Here is a 19819-nt window from a genome sequence, read left to right on the forward strand (position 1 = left end):
GAAGCCTCAGGGCGGACCCGCTCACTCCGGTTGGGCCGCGGGCAGCGCCTCCACCCGCTGCGTCCACTCGCGGGCCTTGTCCTCGTCGAAGAGCGGGCTGTCGGGGTCGCCGTAGAACTGCTCCGCCAGAACCTCCATGCAGGCGCGCTGGCTCTCGAGGTTCTCTTCGCAGTCATCGAGCGCGGCGCCGGTGAGCAGCCAGCGCTCGGCGGCTGCCGCGTCTTCCGGCGCGCCCTGGCCCTGAAAGCGCATCCAGCCCAGCTCGTAGCAGGCCCAGCCCTGCTGGCGCTGGGTGCTGTCTTCCGCCACCTTCTGCAGCGCGTAGAGGGCCTCGGCATACAGAACGTTCACTTCCGCTTCTGCGTGGTCCTGTTCGGCCAGCGCCCCTGCGTGCAGGCACAGCGTGCGGCCGAGCTGCATCGTGGCGCTGGTGTCGCCGGCTTCATGGCCGCGGCGGAAGTAGCCGATTGCGCGCGCCAGGTCGGGCTCCCCGGGCTCCCCGGGTTCGCCGGGTTCGCCGGGTTCGCCGGGTTCGCCGAGCTTGTGCGCCAGACCGAGGTTGTAGAGCGCCATCGTGTTGTTCTGCTCGGCGGCGAGTTCGTAGTGCCGCATGCCACCTTGCAGGTCGCGCTCGCCTCCCTCGCCTTCGCACAGCATGTAGCCGAGATGGCCGTGCGTGGCGGCATCGGCGCCGTCTTCACCGCCATGGGCGATGGCGTGCAGCAGCCAGGCGCGCCCCAGGACGGGGTCGGCGCCGAGGCCGGCCGTGTCCCAGCGCAGCATCTTCGAAAGCTCGCACATGGCCACGGGCAGGCCGTCGGGTGATGCGGTCGCAGGGGCGTCGCCGGGTTCGCGCACGCCGGCGGCGCGCGCCATCCAGCGCAGGGCTTCGCGCGGGTCGGCCTCCACGCCCTCGCCGTCGCGCAGGTGGCAGGCCAGCTCGTAGGCCGCCTGCAGGTCACCGGCGGCATGGCGCGCGGCCATGTGCTCGGGGTGCGCCTGCTCGCGGCCGTCGGCATGCAGCCAGACGTACAGGCCGGTGTCGTTGCGCACGGCCTTCACCGGCTCGCCCGCGCTCCAGCGCTTGCGCAGGTCCGAGCGGACCACCGTGGACATCCAGCCGTCAGCGACGGACACCGCGGCGCTGATCCACGGATAGGCCTGCGGATGCAGCACGGAGCCATCGGCGCGCAGGACGCCCACGGCGAGTTGCCCCTTCTCCGCCTTCGCGCTGCGCGGCACCGGATCGGCGACCAGCCAGCCGAAGTCCTGCGTGCCCCAGGCCAGCGGCTGCAGCGTGCGGTGCCGGCACGGCACCAGCTCTCGGCCGGCGGCCACGTCGTAGATGCCGCGCAGCCACGGCGCGTTCTTCGCCGCGCGCCCGCCCTTGGACGCCACGCGCACCAGGTCGCGCCGGACCATGGCGTGCGCGCGCTCTTCGCCGGTCAGCGGCTCCAGCGTTTCGAAGCGGCCGTAGCCGAAGGGCACGAGCACGCGGCCCTGCCCGTCGATGAGGCCGCACAGGCCGTCGGCGCGTTCCACTGCGAAGCGCTTCGGCCGGGCCGGTGTGCCGCGCTCGTTCGACGGATCGTTGTCTTCGCTCGTCAGGCTTTCGATCGGGTATTCCTCGAGCAGGTCGACCTGTTCGTAGACCGGCTCGATCACGACGCGGCCTTGCGCATCGAGCAGCCCGGCCTTGCCGTCGCGCGTGGCTTCTAAGCCCTCCCAGTCGTGGCGCCACTGGAGGTTTTCGAACGCGGGCGGCACGGCCCATTCGCCGTCCGCGCGCACCAGCCCCCAGCCGCCCTCGTCGCCGCGCGCGGGCGCGAGGCCGAAAGGCGTGAAGTCTTCGGCCTCTTCGAACCGCGGCGCGATCGTCCACTGGCCCTGCAGGTCGATGTACCCGATGCGCTCGCCCACGCGAGCGCGCACCCGGCCTTCGACAAAGCTCCAGACCTCGTCGACCGAAGGCGGGAGCAGCCAGCTGCCGTCGGTGCGCAGCAGGCCGACGTGGTCGCCGACCAGGGCCGTGGCGATGTCGTCCTCGAAGGCCCAGACCTCGTCGAGCTGCGGTTCGAGCAGCACGCGCGGCGCTTCGGCGTCGGCGAGCAGCAGGCCGGATTGCTCACCTTGCGAGATCCAGAGCAGGCGTGGGTCGCTTCCACCGGCGTAGCGGATGTCGTCCCACGCGGGCTCGACCACGGTGGTGCGATGGCTGGCGCCCTCGTCGTCGTACACCACGCGCATCACGCCCCAGCGGCCGTCGACCTCGAAGCGCCAGAGGTCGCCGCCCAGGTGGTTGTCGTAGTCGGGGCGCTCGTCGTCATCCTCGTCTTCTTCGGGCTCGAAGTCGGCAAAGCGCTCGTCGCGCGGCTCTTCGTAGCCGTCGAAGTAGGGATGCGAGAGGCTGCCGAAGCCGAACTGCCAGGCCCAGGCCTCCCAGTCTGCGAAACGCTTGATGCCGAGCGCCGCATCCACGCCCGGGTGGTTGCCGCTGTCGATGCAGCGGCGCACCTCGGCCCACAGTTCATTGCACTCGCGGCGGTTGCGTTCGATGAAGCCCTCGCCTTCCGTGTCTCCGCCCAGCCAGGACAGTTCGTCGAGGTTGGCAGAGAAGCGCGGCGCACTGTTGTCCGGCGTTTCGTCGATCAGTTCGGCCAGGTGCAGCGTCACCGCCTCGAACTGCAGTGCGATCTGCGGCAGCGTGTGCAGCATCGGGTGCCGTTCGACAAAGGCGTGCAGCTGCCGGATGCGCGCGAGCGCGGCGTGCGCGTCGCTGGCGAGGTTGTCGGTGCCGGCGTCGCCGAAGACGCGCTGGTGGTCGATGGCGTCGCCGGCCGCACCATCGGCCAGCAGGAGTTGCCAGAGCACGGGAAAGTTGTTGTTGGCTTCGGCGATTTCGTCGGCCGAAGTTTCTTCGGGGTCAGCGCCTTCGTCAGCGCCGGAAAGAGAGTGTTCGAGATAGAGCCAGGAACGATTGCCCATGTGTGGTCGCGTGTGTCGTCCACGGCGAAGGCCGTGGGTGGCGCCCAGTTTAGAGGCGCCGTTTCACGTTCACATGACCGCCGCGGGCTATGCCAGAAACTGCGTGACCTGCGCCAGCACGGCCTGCTCTTTCAGAATGCGGCGATGGCCCCAGCCCTGCGTGGGAAAGAGCCGCGCGCCGGCGATCGCATCGCGAAAGGCCTCGGCGTCGGCGAAGCGGTTCACGCGGTCGTCGCGGTCATGCACGATGAGCGTCGGCTGCGCGATGCGCGGGCCCACGGCGGCAGGTTCGAGCTGCTGCATCAGGATGCCCTCGCGTGCTTCGATCAGGCGCTGCATGCCCGCGCGCGTGCGCTCGCTGAGGCCGAACACCTGCGCGAAGTAGCGCGTGTACTCGCGCGGCGAGGCCGGCGGTGCGAGCAGCACCAGCCGCTGCGCCGGCAGCCCGCGCCCCGCCGCATAGGCCAGTGCATTGGCCCCCAGCGAATGCGCGACCGCTGCGCGCAGCACATGCCCGTCGGCACCCAAACGCGCCGCCACGTAGTCGATGGCGCGCGCGAACTGCGGCAGGTTGCTGGCCGTGCCCGCGCTGCGGCCATGGGCCGGCATCTCGAGCAGCACCGGCCGCAGGCCTTCGGCGGCGATGGCCTGCGCGAGCGGCAGCATCTGGCCCGCGTGGCCTCCCCAGCCATGCACCAGCAGCACGACCGGTGCCGACTCGGCGCCCGAGTCCTGCGCGGCGAGGTGGTAGATGCCGAGGTTCGCGTCCTCGAACGACCAGGCCTCCCGGCGCCAGTCGGCGCCGGGGTGCTGGCCGCGGTACAGCCATTTGGGCGGCAGCGGCGTGCCGAACACGCGGTACGCCGCGCGCACGCCGAGCGCGGGCCACAGGCGTTGCGAGGCGCCGAGGCCGAAGCGCATCGCGCGCATCAGCGGGCTGGCGCTGTAGTAGCCCGGGGGAACGGAAGTGGTGGTCGTGGTCATCGAAGAGGTTCCTTGTCGGGGCTCAGTACTGAGTGCTCAGTACCAGACCCAGTCCTGGTTGCTGCGCGGCAGGCTGCGCAGCGTGTCCCGCACGCCGCGCACACCGAGGAGGGCCGCGTAGGCGGCGAGGAAGAGGGCAATGATCAGCATGGTGCTTCTCCTTTTTTATCGCACGGTGGTGCGAAATTAAGGCAAACGAAGAGGCGAAGGTCGTCGTCTGCGGATGCGCTCAAGCGCGGTAGCTGGAAAGAAGGCGCTGCCAGGTCTGGCCCGCGCGCTCGGCCGCATGCCCGTCACGCAGGAAGCGCGCGTCGTGCAGCTGGTTCATCATGATTCCGTTGATCTCGCTCACGAGCTGGGCGGGATCGGTGTCGGCCTGGAGCTCGCCGGTCTCGACCGCCTGCAGCACCGTGCGGCGCAGCGCGGCACGCCAGCGCGTGATCTCGTCGAACAGCAGGTCGCGCAGCTCGCCTTCGCGGTCGTCGAACTCGAAGGCCCCGGCCACGTAGAGGCAGCCGGTTTGCGCTTCGACGTCGCGCGTGCGGGCGATCCAGCGCGCGACGATGTCGTTCAGGCGGGGCAGGCCCTTGGGCTTCTGCATGGCGGGCACGAACACCTCGGCCAGGAAGCCGCGGCCGTACTCCTCGATGACGGCCTTCTGCAGCGCCTCGCGCGACCCCACGCGCGAGAACACGCCGCTCTTGGACAGCCCGAGCCGGCTCGCCACGGCCTGCAGCGAGATCGCCTCCAGCCCTTCGGCCAGCGCAAGGTGCATCGCCGCGCCGACGATGGCGGCGCGGGTGAGTTCGCTTTTCTGGGTCTTGGCGTCCATGTGGCGAACTTTAGCACAGTCGTGCGAAACACCAACTCCCCTCGCGCAGAAGGGCCTCATAGATGTTTTGCTCATGTGAAACCAACAAACGCATCGTTCCCCGCATAAGCACTTCTGCCGAGAATCGCCGGTCGGCCCCGTCCGGGGTCCGGACCTTTCACCTCCTGCGCGCCCGATGAACTTTCAACAACTGCGCTCGGTACGCGAGGCCGTTCGTTGCGGCTTCAACCTGACCGAGGTCGCCCACACCCTTCACACCTCGCAGCCCGGCGTGAGCCGGCAGATCCGCGAGCTCGAGGAAGAGCTCGGCATCGAGCTCTTCGTGCGGGCCGGCAAGCGGCTCACGGGCCTCACCGAGCCCGGCGGCCACGTGCTGCCGATCATTGAGCGCATGCTGATGGAGAGCAGCAACCTCAAGCACGCGGGCCAGGAGTTCGTGGCGCAGCAAAGCGGCCTGCTGTCGGTGGCGGCCACGCACTCGCAGGCGCGCTATGCAATGCCGGTGGCGGTGCAGGAATTTCGCGCGCAGTTTCCGAACGTGAAACTGCACCTGCACCAGGGCTCGCCCAAGCAGATCGCGCAGATGCTGCTCGACGGCGAGGCCGACGTAGGCATCGCCACCGAGGCGCTGGGCGACTACCCGCAGCTGGTCGCCCTGCCCTGCTACCGCTGGACGCACTCGGTGATCGTGCCGCCCGGGCATCCGCTGCTCGACGCGCCGCTCACGCTCGAGGCGCTCACGCAGCACCCGCTGATCACCTACGACACCGGCTTCACGGGCCGCTCGCGCATCGACGAGGCGTTCGAGCAGCGCGGCCTGCAGCCCAACATCGTGCTGGCCGCGATGGACGCCGACGTCATCAAGACCTACGTGCAGTTGGGCCTGGGCGTGGGCATCGTCGCCGGCGTGGCCTACGAGGCCGAGCGCGACACGCAGCTGCGTGCGCTCGATGCGGGGCGGCTGTTCGGCATCAACCTCACCAAACTCGCCGTGCGGCGTGGCAACTACCTGCGCAAATATGTCTACGCGTTCATCGAGTCGTTTGCGCCGACCTTGACGCGCGCCATTGTCGAGAAGGCCTTGGGCGACGAGGTCAAGGTTTCTCACTACGAGATTTAGCTCAAGCGCAACGAAATCGACACTTCCGGCTCCAGGGTTGAAAAGAATGCGCGCGGCTTCACACAAGCGGCGTACATTCGGGTTAATTCCTTGGCTCCCGGAACGGATCAGCAATGGCATCGACTTCGCAGCAGCAGCAGAAACTACAGGCCACCCGGGCCGCCCAAAAGGCGGCCGATGCAGCGGAGAAGCGCGAACGCCTGAAACGTGCCCTGCCTGCCACCGTTGAACTGCTGCAAAGCCGCCAGGCCGATCGCATCGACGATCGCGACATCGACGCGTACGTCGATCTCAACTGGCTCGAATGGCATGGCGGCGGCCTGCGCCTCACCATCACCGGGCGCAACGTCTGCGCCCAGTCGGCCGCCACCGCGGTGGCCTGACAAACAGCCCACCCGACAGTCCCCCAAAGAAAAACCGCCACAGTCTCCTGTGGCGGTTTTCGCATGTGCGTCGTGAGACGGCTTACTGGCCCGCGATGATCTGCGCGATGAGGCCGGTGGCAATGGCCGCGAGCACGTAGTCACCGCCCACGCCGACCCACTGGTAGCCGCGCGGCGGCTGCTGCAGGCGGTAGGCGCGCCAGTCGTTCACCACGTAGTTGCGGCCCCGGTATTCGGTCGGCACGCGGCCACCACGGCGCCACTCGCTGTGCGGCTGCGGGAAGCCCCGGCGGTCGAACTGGCGGCCGTCGCGGAAGTCCTGGTCGCCGCGATAACCGGCGTGAGGGCCGCGGTGCGAGCGGTGGTCGTTGCGCTGTTCGTAGCGGCCTGCGCCACGGTGATCACCTCGGTGGTCGTCGCGCTGCTCGTAGCGGCCGCCGCCCGGACGTTGATCGTCGCCCCGGCGATCTTGCGCCAGCGCGCTGCCTGCTGCCAGGGACAATGCGAGCGCCGCAACGGCGGCAGTGGTGAGGCGCTTGGTACGGAAGATCATCTGGAACTCCTTTTGTTTGTCTGTGATGACGCCTCCATTGTGTGCAGCCCATGTGTCTGCTTGCGATGCATCAGGTCGCCGTCAGATGAAATACGGTAAGCGCCGGTATCTGCGCGGCGTGTTGTCCTGCACGCCCGTGAGGCATTTCACGCAGGCGCGTAGCGGTTCACCACCATGCCGCAGTCGTAGGCCGTCGATCCGAGCAACCGGAGCGCATGGCCGTGGCGCGTGTCGTGGAACACAGAGCGGCCTGCGCCGACGGCCGTGGGGTTCACGAAGAACTGGAACTCGTCGACCAGCCCCGCCGACGTGAGCGACGACGCAAAGCCGACACCGCCGATGGTGAGGATGTCTTTGCCCGGCTGGCGCTTGAGCGCATTCACTTCGTCGGCCATGGCACCGCGCGCGATGTCGGTGCGTTCCCAGCGCGACGCCTGCAGCTTGTCGGTGAGCACGACCTTGCGTGCCTCGACGATCCGCTGGGCAAAGGCGTAGTCGGGGTTCGCAGGAAAGCGCGTCGCGGCGCGGCCCCAGTGATCGAGGTAGCCCTCTTCGATGATCTTTCGGCTCAGCAGGATCGTGTCGACACCTGCGAACACGGCGTTGAAATCACGCTTGAGCGCCGCGTCCCAGCGCCACCGGTCGCCCCAGCCCCACAGCTGCCAGTCGATGTCGCCATTGGCCGGCGACACAAACCCGTCGACCGACATCTGCATTTGCACGATGAGCTTTCGCATCGGAGTCTCCTGAAGGTCGCTTGCGAAAACCAATCTTGAAATGCAAGCAGTTTCAGTATTCTCAAACCGATGCGAAAATGCAAGCAGTTTCTTGAACCGACGGAATCCCGATGGCCATCCAGCAGAAGTCCTTGTGCCCGATCAACCTCGCGCTCGAAGTCGTCGGCGACCGATGGAGCCTGCTGATCGTTCGCGACCTGATGTTTGCCGAGAAGCGGCACTTCCGCGAGTTCCTGCAGTCCGAGGAAGGCATCTCCTCCAACATCCTCACGGAGCGGCTGAACACGCTGGTCGAACACGGCGTGCTCAGCAAGACCGACGACCCCACGCACAAGCAGAAGGCGCTCTACAGCCTCACGCCCGTGGGCATCGACCTGCTGCCGGTGATCACGCAGCTCGGCATCTGGGGACGCAAGCACCGGCCGGTGACAGCCGAGAGCAGTGCGCCCGCAGCCGCGTTGGAAAAGGGCGGACCGGCGCTGCAGAAGAAGATGCGGGCCGCGCTGCGCAAGGCGCACCTGGGCGCCCGATAGCGCGGCGCCCTACCCGCCGACCGTGCTGCTCGCCGCGTCGTTGCGCGCACTGCCCTGCACTGCCAGCCCGTCCAGCGGTGGCAGGTCGAGCTCGATCCATGCGCCGTGCGCGCGTGCCAAGTCGAAGGTGCCGGTCGACTGCGGCCGGTCGGTGTGCAGCACCAGCGCGTACGGGCCTTCGCCGCGCACGGCGATGCGTTGTGCGAGCGCGTCGCCACCCAACTCTGCCGTCGAAGCGCGGTCGCGCGGTGACGACAGCACGAGCACGCTGCTGCCCAATGCGATCACCGCCACGCGCACCTGGCTGGCGGGCACGGCCACGGGCTCGCCGATGTGCGTGCTCGTGTCGTCGGACACGGTGCCCAGCAAGGCGCGGTAGCGCGCCAGCGTGGCGTCGAGGTCGCGCACGGCGATGGCCAGGCTGGCCACGCCGAGCACGCCGTTGGGGTGCACACGCGCGGCGCCCTCGGGCACGCGCAGGGCGCGCCGCGTGAGGTCGCCGCACAGGAACGGCAGGTCGGCCGACGGTGCGCGCGCGGTCTGCCAGCGCAGGTGTTCGCCGTCGGGGCGCACGCGCCCGCCGTCGAGCGGGCCTTCGAGCACGAGGCCGCGCGCTTTCGCGTCGGCCACGGTGACGGCCGTGTCGCGCGGCAGCAAGGCGAAGTCGACGATGCCTTCGCCGTGCCGCTGCAGCAGTTGCCACCAGCGCTCGGCGGGCGCGGGTTCGCGCCACGCGATGAGTTCGAAGTAGCTGCCGTCGCTGAACACGACGAGGGCGTTGTGCGTGCTGCGGCCCGGATGGTCGCCGCCGCGCAGCACATGAAAGCCGAGCGCGACGTAGTCGGCGATGGCGCGTTCGAGGTCGTGCACGGCGATCACGACGTGGTCGAGGGTCAAGGGCATGGTGAAGGTCTTCCTTCCAGCAAAAGTGTCGTCGTCAGGAGGCGGTGCGGGCGGCGCCCTCGCCGCCCAGGTAGGCGTCGCGGATGCGTGCGTCGGCCAGCAGCGCGCGCGCCGGGCCCGAGAGCACGATGCGGCCCGTTTGCAGCACGTAGCCGTGGTGCGCGATCTGCAGTGCAAGGCTGGCGTTCTGCTCGACCATGAAGACCGAGACGCCCTGCGCGTTGATACGCGCGATGAGCTCGAGCACCTTGTCGACGTACAGCGGCGACAGGCCCATGGTGGGCTCGTCCATGCACAGCAGCTGCGGCCGGCCCATGAGCGCGCGCGCCATGGCCACCATCTGCTGCTCGCCGCCCGAGAGCGTGCCGGCCAGGAAGCCCAGGCGCTCCGCCACGCGCGGGAACAGTTCGAGCATGCGCTCGAGGTCTTCGGCGACGGCCGCGCGGTCGCGGCGCGCATAGGCGCCCATGAGCAGGTTCTCGCGCACGGTCATCGCGGGGAACAGGCGGCGCGCCTCGGGCACCGAGCCGATGCCTTTGCGGATGATCTGCGGCGTGCTCAGGCCGAGCGTCGATTCGCCGTTGAACGTGACCTCGCCCGAGCGCGGCTTGAGCAGGCCGAGCACGATCTTCATCGTGGTCGACTTGCCGCTGGCGTTGCCGCCGAGCAGGCTGACGATCTGGCCTTTGCGCACTTCGATGTCGAGGTCGAAGTGGGCCTGCACGGGGCCGTAGAAGCTGTTGATCTTCTGGAGTTGGAGCAGTGCCGGCGTGGTCCCGGAAGAAGCAGGCGCTGCAACGCGTTCAGGCAGATCGTCGTTTCTCCCCTCTCCCCAGAGGGAAGAAGGCGACAGGCCGGTGCGGGCGACGGTCGCGATCATGCGGGCACCGCTTCTTTCTGTGCTGCGCCCACATGGCGATGGCCGAGGTAGGCCTCGATCACAGCGGGGTCGTTGCGCACGTCGTCCGGCAGGCCTTCGGCGATCTTGCGGCCGTCGTCGAGCACGGCCACGCGGTCGGACAGCTGCATCACGAGGTCGAGCTTGTGCTCGATCAGCAGGATCGTCTGGCCGCGCGCCTTGAGGCCGCGAATGATCTCCAGCATCTCGGCCGTCTCGCTCTCGTTCATGCCGGCCGTGGGCTCGTCGAGCAGCAGCAGGCGCGGCCGCAGCGCGAGGGCGCGCGCGATCTCCACGCGGCGGCGGTTGGCGTACGAGAGGCTGTAGGCCGGATGGTCGGTGCGCGGCGTGAGCCGTTCGCCGAAGAGCGCGATGATCTCGCGCGCCTCGTCGCGCAGCGCTTCTTCCTCGCGCCGCACGGCACTCGGTTGCACCAGCGCAAGCGCCAGCTCGGCCAGCGCCCCCAGGCCCGGCACACCACCCACGCGCGGTTTCACGGCGCGCAGCCGCGTGTGCGCGCCGACCAGCACGTTGTCGAGCACCGAGGGGTTCGCGAACACGCGCCCATGCTGGAAGGTGCGCGCGAGGCCACGCTGTGCGAGCTGCTGCGCAGGCAGGCCGGTGATGTCGTGCCCGTCGAAGCGCACCTGCCCGGCGTCGGGCTTGTCCAGACCCGTGACGAGGTTGAACAGCGTGGTCTTGCCTGCGCCGTTCGGGCCGATCACGCTCAGCAGTTCGCCCTCGCCCACCTGCAGGTCGACAGCGTTGACGGCCGTGAGCCCGCCGAAGCGGCGCACGAGGCCGTGAATCTCAAGCAGCGACGGCATCGGCGACCTTCGCCTTCGAGTTCACGAGCTTCACCTCGGCGCGGATGGCCTGCGGGTTGCGCAGCAGGTTGAGGATGGGGCAGTTGCGTTCCACCGCTTCGAACAGCGCATCGATCTCTTCGCGGCTCGCGGGCGAATCGATGTGTACCGTGTAGCCGATCTCGTGCGGCCAGATCGGCGTCTGCTCATGGCCCGGCTTGCCGCCGCGCGGATCGATGACGCCGGTCACCTCGACCTCGAGGCTTTCGAGCGGCACCTGGCGTTCGGCCGCCTGGATCAGGAAGATGTGCGTCACGCAGGTGCCGAGCACGCCCAGCTGCAACTCGGGCGAACTCGGGCCGAGGTTGTAGCCCGCGAAATCGGGCGGGCTGTCGCTGATGACCTGGTGCTCGCGGATGCGCAGGCGGCGCACGCCGCTGCGGCCTTCGGCGCGCACGCTGGCCTTGAGCTGCAAAGGCTGTGCAGTGCCGGCCGCGACGGCGGCGTTGCGTGCCAGCACGGCGGTGCGTTTCTCGGCGAGGTAGTCGTTGAGGTGGCTCATGGTGTGTGGTTCTTTCAGACAGTGCCGAGCAGGCCTTGGGGACGGAAGCGAATCAACAGAAGCAGCGCGACGCCGTAGATCAGCATGCGGTACTCGGCCGTCACGCGGAACAGCTCGGGCAGGCTCACGAGCGCGACCGCACCCAGCAGCGCGCCGCTGATGTTCCCGAGCCCGCCGAGGATCACCATCGTGAGCGCGAGGATCGAGATCTGCGAGCCGAAGGTCTCGTGGTTGATGTACGAGTACATGTGCGCGGTGAAGGCCCCGCTCACGCCGGCCGCGAAGCCGCCGAAGCCGAAGGCCAGCGCCTTGTAGCGGTCGGGGCTCACGCCGTAGGCGCGCGCAGCGACTTCGTCTTCGCGCACGGCGCGGAAGGTGCGGCCCAGGTGCGAGCGCAAGAGGCGCCACTGCAGCAGGGCCAGCAGCACCAGTGCACCGAACGAGGCCCAGTAGATCGCCTCGTTCGACGACGCATCGCGCCCGAACAGCGACAGCGGCGGAATGCCCGACACGCCGATCGGCCCGCGCGTGAGGCTTTCCCAGTTGAGGATGGTGAGCGCCACGATCTCGCCGATGCCCAGCGTGGCGATCGACACGTAGTGCCCGCGCAGCCGGAAGGCCGGGAAGATGAGCGCCGTGCCGATCAGCGAGGTGAGCACGCCCGCAACAACGATGCCCGTGCCCACGGGCAGGTGCAGGTCGAGCACCAGCAGCGACGAGGCGTACGCGCCGATGGCCAGCAGCCCCGCATGGCCCAGCGAGATCTGGCCGATGGTGCCGGCCACCAGCGTGAGGCTCAGGGCGAGCGCGCCGTAGAGCCACGCGTTGGTGAGCGTCTGCAGCACGTAGGGCGAGGGATCGAACAGCGGCAGCAGCACGGCCGCGGCGAACAGCGCGAGCAACACGCGCGGCGGCACGCGCCACGGCTTGCTCGGTGCGATGAAGGTGCCGGTGAGTGGCTCGGGTGGCAGCACACGCTTGCGGCCGAAGAGGCCGTTCGGCTTCCACACCAGAATGACCAGCAACAGCGCAAACGCAAACAGGTTGCGGTACGGCGTGCCGAGGATGGCCACGCCATAGCTTTCGATGAGCCCCAGCAGCAGGCTGCCGACGATGGCGCCCGGCACGTTGCCCACGCCGCCGACCACCGTGGCCACCACGCCCTTGAGCGTGGCCTGGAAGCTCATCGCCGGGCTGATGTTGTTGTAGTACATGCCCACCAGCAGGCCCGAGAGCCCGCCCAGCGCGGCGGCGATGGCGAACACGGTCTGGTTCACGCGGTTCACGTCCACGCCCATCTGCTGCGCGGCGTCGCGGTCTTGCGCGGTGGCGCGCACGGCCCAGCCGAGCTTCGTGAAACGCAGGAAGCCGAACAGCACGGCCGCGCTGGTGATGCCGATGCCCGCGATCAGCAGGTCGAGCGCACCGATGGTGCCGGTGCCGATCTGCAGGCGCCAGTCGGGCAGCTGCGTGGGCAGCGCGCGCGGGTCGGGGCTGAACACCAGCTGCACGAGGATGTCGAGCACGAAGCTGATGCCGATGGTGGCCAGCAGCGGCGCGATGCGCGCGGCGCCTTGCAGTGGTCGCAGCCCCACGCGCTCGATGAGCATGCCGAGCGCGCCACTGCCGAGCACCACCAACGCGATGGTGACCGGCAGCGGCGTGTGCAGGTAGGTGATGCTGGCCCAGCCGATGTACGCGCCCACGGTGTACACCGAGCCGTGCGCGAAGTTGATGAGGTGCGAGACGCCGAAGATCAGCGCGAGCCCGACCGCCAGCAACGCATAGATGTTGCCGATGATCAGGCCGTTGACCGTGTGGTCGAAGAAGGAGGTGAAGCTCATCTACTTGGCCGATGCCAGCGCCGCCGCCTTCTCATCGATCTGCGCCCACTTGCCGTCCTTCACCACGAGGTTGACGCTCTTCACGCCGATCACGCGGCGCGTCTGCGCATCGAAGGTGGCCTTGCCGAAGATGACGCTGGGCACGTCCTTGATCTTGTAGAACGCGTCGCGCACGGCCTTGCGGTCGGCCTTGGGGCCGGCCTGGCGCAGCGCGGCGGCGGCGTACACCACGGCGTCGTAGGCGTAGGCGTTGAAGGCGTCGGGCTCCTTGCTGTACTTCGCACGGAAGGTCTTCACGAACTCCTGTACCTCGGCGCGCGGCTCGTCGGGATAGAAGGCGGTGTTGGTGTGGATGCCGTTCACGGCCGCGCCGCCGAGCTCGATGAACTTGGGCGAGTAGACCGAGCCCACGGCCGCGATCGGCTGCTTCAGGCCCACGCTGCGCACTTGGCCCGCGATGAGCGCGCCGTCGGGGTAGTAAGAGATGAGCACCAGCCCGTCGGGGTTGGCATCGCGCACGCGCACCAGGGTCGAGCGGAAGTCTTTCTCGTCGGGCTGGTAGCCCTCGGCAATGGCGAGCTGCGCGCCGCGTTCCTGCGCGGCCTTCACGAGCACGTCCTTGCTGGTGCGGCCCCAGTCGGTGTTCAGGAAGAGCACGGCGATGCGCTTGAAGCCGAGTGTCTTCACGGCCAGGTCGGCCAGCAGCGGCTGCGCGTCGGCCTGGCTGATCGACGGGCTCCAGATGTAGTCGCCGCCCTTGGTGAAGTCGGGGTGCGAGTTGGTGAAGCCCAGCTGCACGAGGCCCGCACGCTGGTAGATGGGCGAGGCGGCCATCGAAGCGGGGCTGGAGAAGTCGCCCAGCTCGATGAGCACGCGCTTGTCGTTCACGAGCTTCTGCGCAATGGCGACGGACTGGCGCGGGTCGCTCTGGCTGTCCTCGAAGTTGTAGGCGAGTGGACGGCCGTGGATGCCGCCTTGCGCGTTGATGTGATCGATCGCGAGGTCGAAGCCGGCCTTCCACTGCGCGCCGTACTGCGCGTTCTGTCCGGTGAGCGGGCCGCTCACGCCGAACCACACGGGCTCGCCGCTGGCGGGTGCGGCCCAGGCCGCGAGCGGCGTGGTCAGCAAGGCGGCGGACAGTGCGACCGCGTGGCGCAGGAAACGATGGCGGGTGAACAGCGGCGGCATGGGATCGGACCTCGGTGGCAGTGAAGGGAGGGATGTGCAGGGCCGCGATTCTTCGCCGCTGTCCCCGTGCGGGGAACGAACAAAAACGGAGAGGCTTATGCACTTTCCGAGCAAGCGAAGGGACAAGCGCCAACCGCAGCGCAGCCTCGTTTAAGCTGCGCGCCACATGAAGCGACGCCACCTCCTCCACATGCTCGCCGGCGTGCCGGCCACCGCCCTGCTGCTCACCGCATGCGGCAAACGAAAGGCCTCAGCCAACGCGTTGAAGCCCGATGCCCGCGTGCTAGCGCTGGGCGACAGCCTGACCTTCGGCTACGGCGCATCACCCGACACGGCATGGCCCGCGAAGCTGGGCGAGCTCACGGGCTGGCAGGTCGAGAACGCGGGCGTCAACGGCGACACGTCAGCGGGTGCGCTGGAGCGCCTGCCCGCGCTGCTGTCCGCCGGCAGCTACGACGCGATCCTGATCGGCATCGGTGGCAACGACATGCTGCGCGGCGTGTCGCCCGCCAGCACGCGCGAAAACCTCGCCGCACTCATCGAGCAGGCGCGCGCGCACACGCCGCATGTGGCGGTGCTGGCCACGCCGGCGCCCGATGCGATGCGCGCGGTGGTGGGCTCGCTCAGCGACGCGCCGTTCTACGAAGAGGTGGCGAAAACGGGGCAGGCGCTGCTGGTCGCGGGTGTGTATTCGGGCGTGCTGTCGGATGCGGCCCTGCGCTCGGACCGCATCCATGCGAACGCGAAGGGCTACGCCCAGGTGGCGGAGCAGCTCGCCGAACAGCTCAAGGCTGCGGGCTGGCGCTGAGGCCTGCCGCGTTGTCGGAGCGCAGCGCTGCGGCACCGCGCACCGGCAGGCTCTCCAGCACGCCGAACAACAGCTCCATCGCGGTGAAGCCGAGGATGATCAGGCTGGCGCCCTGCGTCACGGCGTAGACCTGCCAGGTGGCGAACAGGAAGCGCGCCACGGCGTCGTAGCGCCCATAGCGCAAGCGCGGATCGCGGATGCGCAGCACGGCCCAGACGGTGACCACGGAGCCCAGCAGGTTCGCCATCAGCATGTGCACGGGGTCGAAGGCCGGAAAGCTGCCCGGCAGCTGCAGCGTCTGGATGGTCCACAGCAGCAGGGCATGCACTGCCGCAAAGGTCCACGGGGTGGCGAAGCCGATGGTCACCACGAAGTCGTACCAGGCGCTGGCGCGGACGATGCGTTGGTAGGTGGGAAGCGCGATCATGAAGAAGAGCCCTGCAGGGAGTGAAGAAGCCCCGGAAGCTAAAGCCTCGGGTACGCTCCAGGGTCAAGCACATTCTTCGGCGAAGGAACAACGACCATGCAGATCGGCCAGCTGGCTTCGGCGACGGGCTTGAGCCGCGACACGCTGCGCTTCTACGAAGAGCGCGGCCTGATCCGTGCGCAGCGCGGCAGCAACGGCTACCGGGTCTATGTGAAGGAAACCGTGCAGATGGTGGGCTACATCCGCACCGCGCAGAAGCTCGGCTTCAGCCTCCACGAGATCGGCGACAACCTGCCCGCGGTGTGGAAGTCGGCCGCACCCGACGATGCGATCGCGGCGCTGCTGGCCGACAAGGTCGCGGTCATCGACCAGAAGATCGCCGAGCTGAACGCGCTGCGGCAAGACCTGCTGGCGCGTGTGCCCGCCGGCTGCCCGATGGCTCAGGCGGCCTGCGCGCGCAACAGGTCGACGTAGGCGCCCTGCACCAGCTGGCCCTCGGCCACGCCAAGCCGGGCCATGAGCGCATGGGCTTCGGCCACGCCGGCCTCGGCGGGCTCGCCCTCTTGCAGCACCACTTCGAGTTCGAGGAATTCACCGAGCCCTTCGACGCGGTCGAGGTGCACGCGCGTGCGGCCCACGAGGAACAGGCGGCGCTGCTTGCGCACGCGGCCGGCCTGGCCCCAGGCGAGCGTGAGCGATTCGCGCAGCGCGTCGGGCGTGGCGGTGGGCGTGATCAGGTAGAACGATTCCTTCGGGCCGCTGCTGTCGGCGCGGCGGTAGAAGATGAGTTCGGCGCGGTCGGGCGCGAAGGTGCGCAGTTTGAGACGGTCGGCGCTGTGTTCGCAGCGGAAGAAGGTGTCGTCTTGCGCGATCTCGATGGGGCCCTGGTCGGCGAGCGTCGCGGCGATGTGTGCGATGCGATCCACGCTGTCGATGCGGGCTTTGATCTCTATGTTTCTGTCCATGTCTTCTCGTTTTCTTGAGGCTGTGTTCAGGGCGCGTGCACAGGCCACCGGGTACTTCCCTCCGCGAATGTCCCCCGGGCTTCGCCCTCCTCCTTGATTTCGCTGCGGGAAGCACCCAGTGCCCTGAGCACGAGAGGCGCTGTCGTTGTGCGGGCCGATCAACAGCCGCACTGCCCAGCGCTCACGTCGATGGGGTGCCTTGCGCAGCGAAATCAAGGGGGAGCCCGAAGGGCGGAGGACATTCGCGGAGCAAGGCTCCCCGTCGGCGGGAGTGCCGCCCTGAACAGCAGCAGCGAAGACTCAGGGCGCGTTGCCCTGCGGCCCCACAGGCGGCGGTGCCGCGCGCCCGCTCGAGCCCGGTGCCAGCTTGCGTCCGAAAGACTCGCCCACGTTGCGCACGGGCCGGCTGGCTTTTTCCGACACGTTGCTCACGCCGCGCCGCGTGGCGGCATCGGCGCGGTTGACGCCACGGCCGGCGGCGTTGGTGCCGCGTTGCACGCTGCCCACCACCTTGCCGTTGCGCGACGGCGCGGGGATGGTGTGGGCACGTTCAGCCTGGGGCGGGTTGTCGGCGCTCTGCGCCTGTGCAGTGACGGGCAGCCAGAGCGCGGCGGCGATGGCAGCGAGCGATGCGGTGATGTGAAGGTTCTTCATGGCGTCGTCCCCTGGGAGTGGTCTTCGGATTCGGCAGCGGCCGCGCGGGCCATGCGCTCGCTCTTCCAGTACACGTCGTCGCCGCCGTTCATGCGGTTGAGCACGCGTGCGAGCACGAAGAGCAAGTCGCTGAGCCGGTTGAGGTACTGGCGCGGCGCGTCGTTGAGTTCGGTGGTGGCACCGAGCGACACCACGGCGCGCTCGGCACGCCGCGCCACGGTGCGGCACACGTGTGCGAGCGATGCGGCGCGCGTGCCGGCCGGCAGGATGAATTCGGCCAGGCGCGGCAAGGCGGCGTTGTGGTCGGCCAGGGCGTTGTCGATCTGCAGCAGCGCCTCGGGCTTGAGCAGCGTGAAACCGGGCATCGAGAGTTCGCCGCCGAGGTTGAAGAGCTGGTGCTGCACATCGACCAGCAGCTCGCGCACGGGCTCTGGCAGCGGTTCGCACAGCAGCACGCCGATGTGCGAGTTGAGTTCGTCCACGTCGCCCATCGCGTGCACGCGCAGGTGGTCCTTGGGCACGCGGGTGTTGTCGCCCAGGCCGGTGGTGCCGTCGTCGCCGGTGCGGGTGGCGATCTGGGAAAGTCGGTTGCCCATGGGCGCTCCTCTGCTCAGTTCAGGTCGTGAGGCCGGCGGCGTCGATCTTGCCGGCCAGCCATTGCAGTCCGGCCAGATGCTGCTGGTCGTGGCTGCACAGGTAATGGATGAGGCTGCGCATCGTGAGCGGGCCGTAGCCCTCGAACACGGCGGTGCGCGCAAGCTGCACATCACTCAGCTGCGAGACGATTTCCATCGTCTGCACGCGCGCGAGGCGGAACTCGGCGAGCACGGTCGCCGCGTTGGCTGCGCCGTAATTGCGTTCGATGGCGAGCGGCTCGCTGTCGATCGATGCGAGCGTCGGATGGGCTTCGGCGAGCGTGCGGCGAAAGCGCACGTGGTAGCCCTCGATCTCGATGTCGCGCACGTGGCACAGCTGCTCGATGGCGGTGAAGGCTTCGCTGGGCACGCCCTCCCACGAAGGCGGCGCCCAGTGCCGGAACGCCTGGGGAATGGCCGCGTAGTGGGCTTCGAGCTGCGAGGGAAAGGCCGCAAGGGCTGCAAGGGTCGTGGGGTTCATGTCTTCTACTGAAGCGCATTATGGTGCGCGCTCCGTAAAATGACCGATCCCCCTCAGCCCCTCCAGGAGACGCCCGATGAACGCCCCGACTTCCACCTCGCACCTGATGCCGGCGCTCCATCTGCGCGACGTGCCCGCAGCCCTGATCGACGGGCTGAAGGCCCGCTTCGGCGACAACTGTTCCACGGCGATGGCGGTGCGCACGCAGCACGGGCGCGACGAGTCGTCGTTCGACGCACCGCCGCCCTCGGCCGTAGTGTTCGCCGAAAGCACGCAGGATGTTGCCGATGCCGTGAAGCTCGCCAGCGAGCACAGCGTGCCGGTCATCCCCTTCGGCGTCGGCTCTTCGCTCGAAGGCCACCTGCTCGCGGTGCAAGGCGGCATCAGCATCGACGTGTCGCGCATGAACCAGGTGCTGTCGATCAACGCCGACGACCTCACGGTGACGGTGCAGCCGGGCGTCACGCGCAAGCAGCTCAACGAAGAGATCAAAAGCACGGGCCTGTTCTTCCCCATCGATCCGGGCGCCGACGCTTCCATCGGCGGCATGACGGCCACGCGCGCGAGCGGCACGAACGCGGTGCGCTACGGCACGATGCGCGAGAACGTGCTGGCGCTCGAAGTGGTGACGGCTGCGGGTGAAGTGATCCGCACCGGCACGCGCGCGAAGAAGTCGTCCGCCGGTTATGACCTCACGCGCCTCATGGTGGGCAGCGAAGGCACGCTGGGCGTGGTCACCGAGGTCACGCTGCGCATCTACCCGCTGCCCGAGGCGGTGTCGGCCGCGATCTGCTCGTTCCCGAGCATCGAGGCCGCGGTGCGCACCACCATTGAGACGATCCAGCTCGGCGTGCCGATCGCGCGCGTGGAACTGATCGACGTGAACACGGTGCGCATGGTCAATGCCTACGCCAAGTTGAATCTGCGCGAAGAGCCGATGCTGCTGATGGAATTCCACGGCTCGCCCGCCGGCGTGAAGGAGCAGGCGGAGACGGTGCAGGAGCTCGCGAGCGGCCACGGCGGCAACGCCTTCGAATGGGCCAGCACGCCGGAAGAACGCACGCGCCTGTGGACCGCGCGGCACAACAGCTACTTCGCGGCCGTGCAGTCGCGCCCGGGCTGCCGCGTGATCTCCACCGACACCTGCGTGCCGATCTCGCGCCTGGCCGATTGCCTGCTCGATTCGGTGGCCGAAGCCGACGCCAGCGGCATCCCCTACTTCCTCGTCGGCCACGTGGGCGACGGCAACTTCCACTTCGGCTACCTGCTCGACCCGAACATCCCCGAAGAACGCGTGAAGGCCGAGGAGCTCAATCACAAGTTGGTGACTCGCGCGCTGGCGCTCGAAGGCACCTGCACGGGCGAGCACGGCGTGGGCCTGCACAAGATGGACTTCCTGGTGACCGAAGCCGGCGTGGGCGCGATCGACATGATGCGCACGATCAAGCGCGCGCTCGATCCGAAGAACATCATGAACCCGGGCAAGATCTTCAGTCTCTGATCTCTCGCGATCACACGTCA

Annotated in this window: 22 protein-coding genes; 6 read left to right on the top strand and 16 right to left on the bottom strand. The window is 68.6% G+C overall.

Annotated features, from left to right (window positions below):
- Positions 1-21: 21 nt before the first annotated feature.
- The 3 genes from CY658_RS13110 to CY658_RS13120 form a co-directional block, all read right to left on the bottom strand.
- On the bottom strand, positions 22-2985 hold the full coding sequence (locus tag CY658_RS13110; protein ID WP_101490631.1) for an SEL1-like repeat protein: 2964 nt from the start codon (positions 2983-2985) through the stop codon (positions 22-24).
- Positions 2986-3072: 87 nt separating this feature from the next.
- Entirely contained in the window at positions 3073-3969 is an 897-nt protein-coding gene (locus CY658_RS13115) for an alpha/beta fold hydrolase (protein WP_101490632.1), read from the bottom strand.
- Positions 3970-4198: 229 nt separating this feature from the next.
- On the bottom strand, positions 4199-4801 hold the full coding sequence (locus CY658_RS13120; protein WP_101490633.1) for a TetR/AcrR family transcriptional regulator: 603 nt from the start codon (positions 4799-4801) through the stop codon (positions 4199-4201).
- 175 nt (positions 4802-4976) lie between these two features.
- Here CY658_RS13120 and CY658_RS13125 point away from each other — a divergent pair, with 175 nt between their 5' ends.
- Positions 4977-5921 carry a CysB family HTH-type transcriptional regulator gene (locus CY658_RS13125; protein ID WP_101490634.1) on the top strand — a complete coding sequence of 315 codons (945 nt, stop codon included), beginning with the start codon at positions 4977-4979 and terminating at the stop codon, positions 5919-5921.
- Between the two features lie 113 nt (positions 5922-6034).
- The gene (locus tag CY658_RS13130) at positions 6035-6304 is read left to right on the top strand and encodes a hypothetical protein (protein WP_101490635.1); all 270 of its coding nucleotides are present in this window, start codon (positions 6035-6037) and stop codon (positions 6302-6304) included.
- A gap of 82 nt (positions 6305-6386) precedes the next feature.
- Here CY658_RS13130 and CY658_RS13135 read toward each other — a convergent pair whose 3' ends face one another.
- Positions 6387-6857 carry an RcnB family protein gene (locus tag CY658_RS13135; protein ID WP_101490636.1) on the bottom strand — a complete coding sequence of 157 codons (471 nt, stop codon included), beginning with the start codon at positions 6855-6857 and terminating at the stop codon, positions 6387-6389.
- Positions 6858-7003: 146 nt separating this feature from the next.
- Entirely contained in the window at positions 7004-7594 is a 591-nt protein-coding gene (locus CY658_RS13140; protein ID WP_101490637.1) for a dihydrofolate reductase family protein, read from the bottom strand.
- Positions 7595-7704: 110 nt separating this feature from the next.
- Between CY658_RS13140 and CY658_RS13145 the strand changes: the two genes are divergently transcribed.
- Entirely contained in the window at positions 7705-8127 is a 423-nt protein-coding gene (locus CY658_RS13145) for a winged helix-turn-helix transcriptional regulator (RefSeq protein ID WP_101490638.1), read from the top strand.
- A gap of 9 nt (positions 8128-8136) precedes the next feature.
- On the opposite strand, the gene CY658_RS13150 is transcribed toward CY658_RS13145, so the two are convergent.
- From CY658_RS13150 to CY658_RS13175, 6 genes are read right to left on the bottom strand one after another with little or no spacing between them, the layout of a single operon-like run.
- Entirely contained in the window at positions 8137-9030 is an 894-nt protein-coding gene (locus tag CY658_RS13150; protein WP_101490639.1) for a VOC family protein, read from the bottom strand.
- Between the two features lie 34 nt (positions 9031-9064).
- Positions 9065-9910, bottom strand: coding sequence for an ABC transporter ATP-binding protein (locus tag CY658_RS13155; protein ID WP_374221106.1), 846 nt, complete (start codon positions 9908-9910; stop codon positions 9065-9067).
- Complete coding sequence (locus tag CY658_RS13160; RefSeq protein WP_101490640.1) at positions 9907-10755, bottom strand: ABC transporter ATP-binding protein; 849 nt, start codon at positions 10753-10755, stop codon at positions 9907-9909. The genes CY658_RS13155 and CY658_RS13160 overlap by 4 nt, the downstream gene beginning before the upstream one ends.
- Entirely contained in the window at positions 10739-11296 is a 558-nt protein-coding gene (locus tag CY658_RS13165) for an OsmC family protein (RefSeq protein WP_101490641.1), read from the bottom strand. Before CY658_RS13165 ends, CY658_RS13160 begins: the two co-directional genes overlap by 17 nt.
- 14 nt (positions 11297-11310) lie before the next feature.
- Positions 11311-13140 (bottom strand): ABC transporter permease, encoded by a 1830-nt coding sequence (locus CY658_RS13170; protein ID WP_101490642.1) that lies wholly within the window; start codon positions 13138-13140, stop codon positions 11311-11313.
- On the bottom strand, positions 13141-14328 hold the full coding sequence (locus CY658_RS13175) for an ABC transporter substrate-binding protein (protein WP_101490643.1): 1188 nt from the start codon (positions 14326-14328) through the stop codon (positions 13141-13143). It abuts the gene before it with no gap.
- Positions 14329-14494: 166 nt separating this feature from the next.
- Here CY658_RS13175 and CY658_RS13180 point away from each other — a divergent pair, with 166 nt between their 5' ends.
- The gene (locus CY658_RS13180; protein ID WP_101490644.1) at positions 14495-15136 is read left to right on the top strand and encodes a GDSL-type esterase/lipase family protein; all 642 of its coding nucleotides are present in this window, start codon (positions 14495-14497) and stop codon (positions 15134-15136) included.
- Here CY658_RS13180 and CY658_RS13185 read toward each other — a convergent pair.
- Complete coding sequence (locus CY658_RS13185; protein ID WP_101490645.1) at positions 15114-15563, bottom strand: hypothetical protein; 450 nt, start codon at positions 15561-15563, stop codon at positions 15114-15116. The genes CY658_RS13180 and CY658_RS13185 overlap by 23 nt on opposite strands.
- 96 nt (positions 15564-15659) lie before the next feature.
- Here CY658_RS13185 and CY658_RS13190 point away from each other — a divergent pair, with 96 nt between their 5' ends.
- Positions 15660-16037, top strand: a complete 378-nt coding sequence (locus tag CY658_RS13190; RefSeq protein WP_101490646.1) for a MerR family transcriptional regulator — start codon at positions 15660-15662, stop codon at positions 16035-16037.
- Here CY658_RS13190 and CY658_RS13195 read toward each other — a convergent pair.
- The 4 genes from CY658_RS13195 to CY658_RS13210 form a co-directional block, all read right to left on the bottom strand.
- Complete coding sequence (locus tag CY658_RS13195) at positions 16004-16528, bottom strand: class IV adenylate cyclase (RefSeq protein ID WP_101490647.1); 525 nt, start codon at positions 16526-16528, stop codon at positions 16004-16006. The genes CY658_RS13190 and CY658_RS13195 overlap by 34 nt on opposite strands.
- Before the next feature lie 300 nt (positions 16529-16828).
- Positions 16829-17182, bottom strand: coding sequence for a hypothetical protein (locus CY658_RS13200; RefSeq protein ID WP_101490648.1), 354 nt, complete (start codon positions 17180-17182; stop codon positions 16829-16831).
- On the bottom strand, positions 17179-17778 hold the full coding sequence (locus tag CY658_RS13205; protein ID WP_062473752.1) for a cob(I)yrinic acid a,c-diamide adenosyltransferase: 600 nt from the start codon (positions 17776-17778) through the stop codon (positions 17179-17181). The genes CY658_RS13200 and CY658_RS13205 overlap by 4 nt, the downstream gene beginning before the upstream one ends.
- Positions 17779-17797: 19 nt before the next feature.
- Positions 17798-18298 (bottom strand): DinB family protein, encoded by a 501-nt coding sequence (locus CY658_RS13210; protein ID WP_101490649.1) that lies wholly within the window; start codon positions 18296-18298, stop codon positions 17798-17800.
- A gap of 76 nt (positions 18299-18374) precedes the next feature.
- Here CY658_RS13210 and CY658_RS13215 point away from each other — a divergent pair, with 76 nt between their 5' ends.
- Complete coding sequence (locus CY658_RS13215) at positions 18375-19799, top strand: FAD-binding oxidoreductase (protein ID WP_101490650.1); 1425 nt, start codon at positions 18375-18377, stop codon at positions 19797-19799.
- The last annotated feature ends 20 nt before the right edge of the window (positions 19800-19819 follow it).

Source organism: Variovorax sp. RO1 (assembly GCF_002849325.1).
Taxonomy (GTDB): Bacteria; Pseudomonadota; Gammaproteobacteria; order Burkholderiales; family Burkholderiaceae_C; genus Variovorax.